This window comes from Psychrobacter aquimaris, from assembly GCF_016107525.1.
In the GTDB taxonomy this organism is placed as follows: domain Bacteria; phylum Pseudomonadota; class Gammaproteobacteria; order Pseudomonadales; family Moraxellaceae; genus Psychrobacter; species Psychrobacter aquimaris.
This window is the reverse complement of record NZ_JABASR010000026.1, coordinates 1-7,015: the sequence shown is the minus strand read 5'-3', so window position 1 is coordinate 7,015 and position 7,015 is coordinate 1. Positions and strand designations below refer to the sequence as shown.

Genomic DNA, 7,015 nt, shown 5'->3' with positions numbered 1-7,015 from the left:
TGTCGTCATCATACCCGATAGATGTCGTCATCATACCCGATAGATGTCGTCATCACTTCATCACACCCATTGATATATATAGCTTTCAGGACTCTTAAAAGCATTTAAAAGCATTTAAAAGCATTAAAAGCCTTTTAGTTGTGGATAAGCCTAAAAAACAAAGGGCTATTTTTAGTGGTTAATCTAGGAAGTAAATTACTTAAATTTGCATAACACTGATTTACTGTAGAAAGAGCTTTTCTCATCGGGAATGCAGTTCTTGGGATCAACCCTCGCATAATAACCATTAGGTTTTTCGATAACTTGATGTGCTACTTGAGCCTTAGCAAGAGAGTCATAACCATCTTTTCGCTTACTGATTTCAGCTTTGCTAGGTATAAACAGCCACATTGCACCCAAGCTCAAAGTAAAGACGACAACGACCAAGATTGAAAGCGTGATGATTAAGTGACGGCCAAACTCTCGTTTAACGTTATCGAGCATCTGTTTGGAAGCATCTATATTTAGCTTGGCTATCTTGCCTTTAGTATCGTCAAGGTTACTAGCAACACTAGTAACAGAGGTCTGTATCTTCACTAAGTCTTTATTAAGCTGCGTTGTTGTTTTTGAGAACTTATCACCAGCATCAGTGATGTGCTTAGTGAAGCCTTCATTAATACGCTTATGGTAGTTGTCTTCATTGGCTTTAAAGACGCTTTCTGTCTCTTTATGAATGGCTGCAACAAAGTCTGATTGGAGCAAGGTTTCCTTGTTTTGATACCTTTTTAGCAGTGAAGTCAGCTCTTTTGCCCACTCAGAGATATCTTGAGCTTGTTTATAATGCGCGTGGTTTAAGTTTGAGCTGTCAATCAGCTGCTTATCTATTTTTTTGGTATACGTTTGAAGCGTAATTAGTAGGTCTTCTAATGGAATAGAGAGGTCATTTTGTGGCATGAATTGTTCCTAGTCGCTAATTATGATGCTATTTAGCCTCTGAGAGCTGCTGTAGACGTTTTTAGGGTTATTTATATGTTATTGGTACCCTAGCATCAAAAAGGCGCTGTGGGATGCCTGAGAAGCATCTGAGGTGATTCTATGCGACCGTGAGTGTCGTTTGGTGTTGCTTATGAGCTTAAAGGCTGAGACTCATGCCCCGACTGCGGTTGATCTCACGGCTATAACCATTGATTTCAGCGGATACGGTTCGCATTTGGCGCTGGTGTTCGGGGCTAAGAGCGCTTTGTTGTCGATCTTTGATGTCATCGAAGACGCGCTCTAAGGTTTTAGTGTGTGCTTGCCTTGTTGATAAATTACTTATAGATTTGATGTGCTCAAGCAGCTGCTTGCTATGGCTGATAATGTGGCTGCCAATTTTATGCTGTTCACGGCCCGTAAGCTGTTTTTGGTGGTCAGTGGTGCTCGGCTCACTGCGGTAGCGTTGCCATGCGCTCATTTGCTGATCAAGATGCAGGAGGGTGTTCAGGTGTTGGCCAAAGTCGCTTTTTTGGTCGATGATTTTTAGGAGTCGGTGCTGATCCGATAGACCTTGATGCGAGATATGGTCGTGTTGCGCCTTAAAGTCGGCTTCTTGCGCTGCTATTTGGACGCGGTGCTGCTCAAGCTTCGCCTGACGCGCTTCTTCTTGCGCTAATAGGCGCTCACGCTCCTTTTGGTCGGCCATGTCACGCTGCTGCTGAGCAATACGCTCTTTTTCAAGCGCGTCAGCGGCATCGATTGCAATCTGGCGCTGAATACGTACCTGTTTGATGCGCTCAACCACTGATTCAGCTTGCTCCAGCTCGTCATTACTCACGTTACTGGGTTTATATTCAAGTGTAGGCGCTGCTGGGACGATAAATAACTGGCTTTCGCGCAGATCGGCAAGTTCGCGTGTCCGTACTAGACGGTTGCGCTCAGTAATCATCAGGTTAATCTCACCTCTGATCGTCACTGGCGCGATGCCGTTAAATACCTCGCCTTTTTCCTTTGCGGCTGCTTTTGCGGTCTCGTATGCGTCACGCTCTAGCTTGGTTGCAACGCTACCCATCTTAATTTGCGGCTCAATGTCTTTGCCTTGATCGCGATAGCTGCGCGAATCAATCAGCTCATGATTATGCTCGGCCAGTTTCTCATTAGCGATCTGTTCCCAAAGTTGGCGCACCTCTTTGATCTCATGGCTGACACGCTCCATGCCAAGCTCACGGCGTTTCTTATCTGATAGCTCAATAGTCGCTTTGTCGGTCAGTATGATCTCGTGATTGTCGTCAATCTCAGCACAGCGCGTGGTAAACATAATATGAGCGTGGAAGTTGCGAGGGTCTGCACCCCGATCAATCTCCTTATCGGTGGGTTGATGGATAGCACAATCTGCTATTGTGCCGTAGCGATCAGCTAGGGTTTGGGCGAAGCTATGTGCTAACTCCTTGCGCTCTTGCTCGTTCAGTTCGTACGGTAGATTAACCAGCCATTCGCGAGCCACACGCGCATCGACTCGCTTCTCGGCAGCTTCCGCTTTGTTCCATAACTCATTACGATCAATATCAGCATTGGCAGCAGCCAATGCTGAGGGCAAAATAATATTTGCACTTATCACGCCCTGTTTTTTTGAGTAGTCATGGGTCTTACCATATCGCTTATCTTCTAGTTCTACCCCTGCTCGATAGCTCGCAGAAGCAACGGCACTTTGTCCACTGCCTCGTGATATGGATTTGGTCGATGCGATGAAAATAGCCATTTCTACATACTCATACTTTTGTTTTTTAGCACTACGTCTTTTCGTAGTGCTGGGGGTGTGGGGGTTTACCCCTGCCGATGTTTTGATTTTATAAATGTATGACCGTTAGGGACAAACATTTGTAAAGTCGAAAACTCGCACTTAGTCAGTGGGACTCAACCATCCGTCAATTAACTATATCACAGTAGATTGTTAGAGTCTGGCGAAGTTGTTATAGTCAGAGAAACAAATAATTTAATGATTTAGGGGAAGGATATGAGCTTACTTGGTGGTAATGATTTAAAAGAGCAGCAGAAGATTAATGAGCTTGAGCTGAAAATAAATAGAGAGAAGCAGAAGCTGGATAAGAAGTTAACACGGCAAAAAATTCTACTGGGGGCTTTTCTTGTAGAGACACTAGAAAAGGATTCAGTAGATGGTTTAAAAGAATACACAGCTGATAACTTGCTGGATTTTTTGACTAGACAGGGAGATAAGGATTTAATGAGTGAAGTTATATATAACTTAAAAAAACAAAAAATAGCCTAGATCAGTAACTGAACTGACCTTTAAAAAACTGGCCGAGCAAATGGTGTGATATTTAAGTCTTATCTACTACAGCTCCATAGCTATACTGGAAGTTATTTAACCTGCGCTGTCTCTAATAAATTGCCATCTTTATCGAATAAGCAATTGACGGTACCCAGCGGAGTCGCATCCAAGCTATCTTCAGCGTAGTAATGTGTTATAACTTCAAAGTTACCATTATTTAATCGTCTGTAGTCTGTATTTTTGCGTTTAATGTCCATAGACTTAAAGTCTTCAAGCCTAGGCTGTACCGCTTCTTGGCACTTCATTAGCAATGCTATCTTTGATGTTTTTTGAGCTTGTTCGAGCTCAGTATTGATTTTTACATCAGAGGGGTTACTGTCGGTTTGAATCCAAATATACAATGCTGCAAATGTAATAATAGACAATCCTGTCAGCGTTTCTTTTTTCATAACATGACTCGTTTAGTAATAATAGAATAATATATTTACCAAAAGACAAGCATAGCTCAGTTATTCTTAAGAAGTATGTTAAAACAATAATTAACCGTTGAAAGCAATGAATAGATGATGCTTCCGTTCTGGTTAAATCAGCTTAGTATTATAAAATAGGGCTTAATAAAAGATGGATACCTTAAATATCCTGTATCTCGTAGGAGCAGTATTAATTTTTGCCAGTATTATGGCAAGTACGTTATCGGCGCGTTTGGGCGTTCCACTTTTGCTATTGTTTTTAGTGGTTGGGATGCTTGCCGGTGAAGAGGGTATATTGGGTATTGAGTTTTCTCAATATGAGATAGCCAATTTTGTTGGGCAGGCAGCATTGGCTTGTATTTTGCTAGACGGTGGACTGCGTACTTCTGTTAAATCATTTCGAGTTGGACTAAAACCAGCAATCACGCTTGCCACTTGGGGCGTAATTGCGACCGTAATGATACTGGGTGTATTTACCACTTGGCTGCTAGATGTCGATTGGCGCTTTGGTCTATTACTGGCAGCAATCGTGGGTTCAACCGATGCGGCAGCGGTATTTTCACTATTGCGTAATGGCGGTGTCAAGCTAAATGATCGTGTACAAGCCACGCTTGAATTAGAGTCAGGCGCCAACGATCCTTTAGCGATTTTGTTAGTAACTGGGTTGATTGCTTTAAATGTAGATCCAGCCGGACAGACAGCGCTAGGCTTTTTAGGGTTGCTATTACAGCAGCTTAGCTTTGGTCTAGGAATGGGCTTGTTCTTCGGTTATTTCCTATCTCGGTTATTACCCAAGATACATTTGGCAGAAGGCATGTATGCTATTTTGATACTGTCAGCTGGCTTAGCGGTGTTTGCTGCCACCAACTTACTAGGCGGAAGTGGCTTTTTAGCCGTATTTGTCGCGGGTATTTTGATAGGTAACCATAAGGTACGCTCAACTGAGCACGTCATGCGGGTGATGGATAGCTTTGCATGGTTATCGCAAGCGGTGTTATTTGTAGTATTAGGTCTATTGGTCACGCCGTCGAACGTTCTTGACGTTTGGCCTTATTCAGTGGCGATTGCCGCTTTTATGATTTTAGTGGCTCGTCCTATCGCGGTCTATACCAGTGTTTTGCCATTTAAATTTAAAAGTAGAGAGATCGGCTTTATCTCTTGGGTTGGCTTACGCGGTGCGGTACCTATTACCCTTGCCATGTTGCCAGTGATTGCAGGGGTAGATAATGCCTTTATGTTATTTGATATCGCCTTTGGCGTGGTGGTCTTATCGTTAGTGTTACAAGGGACGACCATACCGTTCATGGCCAATCTGTTTAAGGTGCGTATTCCTAACAATAAGGACCCAAAAGAAGAGCATGAAGTGTGGGTGTCAGATAGAGCAAGCATTACGTTGTATGAATTTGAAGTAAAGTTAGGCGCGTTTGCAATTGGTCGTCATCCAAGGGATATATCTACGCGCATCAGCCCTGAAGGAATCCATGTTTTTGCCTTGGTGCGTGGTCAGCAAATCTTGGCAATTAATGAAGATACTAAGCTCAAATTTGGCGATAGCGTTTGGTATGCTATGAGTGGCGATTATGCCGGTCAGATTGCGGATGTTTTTAATGACACAACGTTAGACCGTAGAGCCATCGATGATTTTTATGGCGATTGGAAGCTATCGCCGAGTGTCAAGCTTAAAGATGTGCCATTCTTTTCCGATAGGATGAAATCCGAATCTCTAGAAGATAGCCTGAACACGAAAAATATGTGGGAACAAACAGTGGCTGAATATATTAAGGATAGCTTAAAGATGGCACCCGTAGCAGGCGATACGGTTGCGATTAATGAGGAGTGGTTGTTGGTCATTAAAGAAGTTGATGACCAAGGAAGGCTTAGAACGATTGGCCTAAAACAACTAGAGGCGCCAGCAGTGGCATAGTGTCTATCATTATTAGACATAACATGGACTAGTAGCTAAAAGGCAATCATTTAAGATAATTAATAGTCACGCTAATATAGTCCATTGTAGGTAACTCATTAGCTCAAATTATGGTCTGTTTTACTGGTCTCGCTAGGGTATACCCCAAGGGAACCAGTTATTTTACCCTCTAAACCTATTAACAGACTACCTAAAACAGACCGCTATAAGAGAACCGCTTATAACAGACTGTTCTAGGTGGTCAGTTTTTCTCGCTATCTTGAGAAGTCATAGTCTGCTTCATTGCCATCTAAATATTCGCGTATAGGACGTTTCTTACTGAATTTGGAAGCGTCTTTTTTGATCTCACCAACTATAAAATCACTATACGCTGTCCAGTTCTTACCAGCGTCGCCTTTGGCGAGACCGCTATATGTACTTATAAACTCTTTATGCCGACTGATACGCCACAACTGCTTGTCAGATAGTCCATCAATCGTAAACATATCTGCTGTATGAGCGTCACGGTTTACGGTTCTTTCTTGTGGCTGCTTAGGTTTGCTCTTAGTAATTATTTTAAATTTAAAGCCTATGATCGTACTTTTACTTTTTTCTTGTTCATAACTTATTTTCAAGTCTGTTTTATCGTTGATCTCAGCAACAGCAGCATCTAATACGCGACGCTTAAAATCGCTCATACGCTTGTAGTCATCAACCCCTAACCCTAATTGACCTCTGAACGTTTCCAAATCAAATAATGGGGTTTTCTTCGCTGTACGCCATTGAATTAGAAGTTCATAAAGACGAACTGAATATACGCTATTGAGTGTTGATGTTTGTCCTAGCAGATATTTAGTAAAAAATGTTTGTAAACCATCGATACGTGTTATCTCTTTAACCACTGCTGGTGTAAGAATGATTTCAATTGAGCCTTCACCTTTTATATATTCAACCTGACTTACCCAGCGCGTTTTAACTTGATTATCTCGCTCATTTATAAATGAAAACCTACGTTCGAAAAGTGTTGCTTCTGCCGATAAGAGCACATCATAAGCTGTATCGATATCTACATCGAAGCACTCCGAATAACGCTTAGCTGATATGCGTAAAGGGTCATCGGCTGTTAATCCCGTCTGAGTTTCCCTGCTGTCAATAACGGCTAATTGTATTAACCTAATTTCAACTAATGACAAATTTTGTATAGCTGTGTTCAATCGGTTAGATTTGACCACTAGATTATTCATAGCGCTACCTTGACTGGATTCCATTAGCAAACCTCTCCCATAAATTTGACTAGATGACGACAAAATAATATATAGTCGTCATCTAGTCAAATTTATTATTGTCGTCATCATACCCGATAGATGTCGTCATCATACCCGATAGATGTCGTCATCA

The 7,015-nt window shown here is 42.1% G+C and carries 6 protein-coding genes; 2 read left to right on the top strand and 4 right to left on the bottom strand.

The annotated features are described in order from the left end of the window. Window positions 1–195: 195 nt before the first annotated feature. Together JFC10_RS14625 and JFC10_RS14620 are read right to left on the bottom strand one after the other, a co-directional pair. A complete protein-coding gene (locus JFC10_RS14625) occupies window positions 196–933 on the bottom strand; it encodes a hypothetical protein (RefSeq protein ID WP_198333465.1) in 738 nt (245 codons plus the stop codon). Window positions 934–1,111: 178 nt separating this feature from the next. Beyond that, complete coding sequence (locus tag JFC10_RS14620; RefSeq protein WP_198333464.1) at window positions 1,112–2,713, bottom strand: MobA/MobL family protein; 1,602 nt, start codon at window positions 2,711–2,713, stop codon at window positions 1,112–1,114. Window positions 2,714–2,968: 255 nt separating this feature from the next. Between JFC10_RS14620 and JFC10_RS14615 the strand changes: the two genes are divergently transcribed. Then, complete coding sequence (locus JFC10_RS14615) at window positions 2,969–3,241, top strand: mobilization protein MobS (protein WP_198333463.1); 273 nt, start codon at window positions 2,969–2,971, stop codon at window positions 3,239–3,241. Window positions 3,242–3,333: 92 nt separating this feature from the next. On the opposite strand, the gene JFC10_RS14610 is transcribed toward JFC10_RS14615, so the two are convergent. After that, window positions 3,334–3,693 carry a hypothetical protein gene (locus tag JFC10_RS14610; RefSeq protein WP_198333462.1) on the bottom strand — a complete coding sequence of 120 codons (360 nt, stop codon included), beginning with the start codon at window positions 3,691–3,693 and terminating at the stop codon, window positions 3,334–3,336. 172 nt (window positions 3,694–3,865) lie between these two features. Between JFC10_RS14610 and JFC10_RS14605 the strand changes: the two genes are divergently transcribed. Further along, window positions 3,866–5,638 carry a potassium/proton antiporter gene (locus JFC10_RS14605; protein ID WP_198333461.1) on the top strand — a complete coding sequence of 591 codons (1,773 nt, stop codon included), beginning with the start codon at window positions 3,866–3,868 and terminating at the stop codon, window positions 5,636–5,638. 254 nt (window positions 5,639–5,892) lie between these two features. Here JFC10_RS14605 and repM read toward each other — a convergent pair whose 3' ends face one another. Beyond that, complete coding sequence (gene repM / locus JFC10_RS14600) at window positions 5,893–6,885, bottom strand: replication initiation protein RepM (protein ID WP_198333460.1); 993 nt, start codon at window positions 6,883–6,885, stop codon at window positions 5,893–5,895. Between the last annotated feature and the right edge of the window lie 130 nt (window positions 6,886–7,015).

Bases quoted from the DNA above. Each gene is read 5' to 3' on its own strand.
- repM (WP_198333460.1), bottom strand. From the start codon at position 6,885: ATGGAATCCAGTCAAGGTAGCGCTATGAATAATCTAGTGGTCAAATCT.
- JFC10_RS14605 (WP_198333461.1), top strand. From the start codon at position 3,866: ATGGATACCTTAAATATCCTGTATCTCGTAGGAGCAGTATTAATTTTT.
- JFC10_RS14625 (WP_198333465.1), bottom strand. From the start codon at position 933: ATGCCACAAAATGACCTCTCTATTCCATTAGAAGACCTACTAATTACG.
- JFC10_RS14615 (WP_198333463.1), top strand. From the start codon at position 2,969: ATGAGCTTACTTGGTGGTAATGATTTAAAAGAGCAGCAGAAGATTAAT.
- JFC10_RS14620 (WP_198333464.1), bottom strand. From the start codon at position 2,713: ATGGCTATTTTCATCGCATCGACCAAATCCATATCACGAGGCAGTGGA.
- JFC10_RS14610 (WP_198333462.1), bottom strand. From the start codon at position 3,693: ATGAAAAAAGAAACGCTGACAGGATTGTCTATTATTACATTTGCAGCA.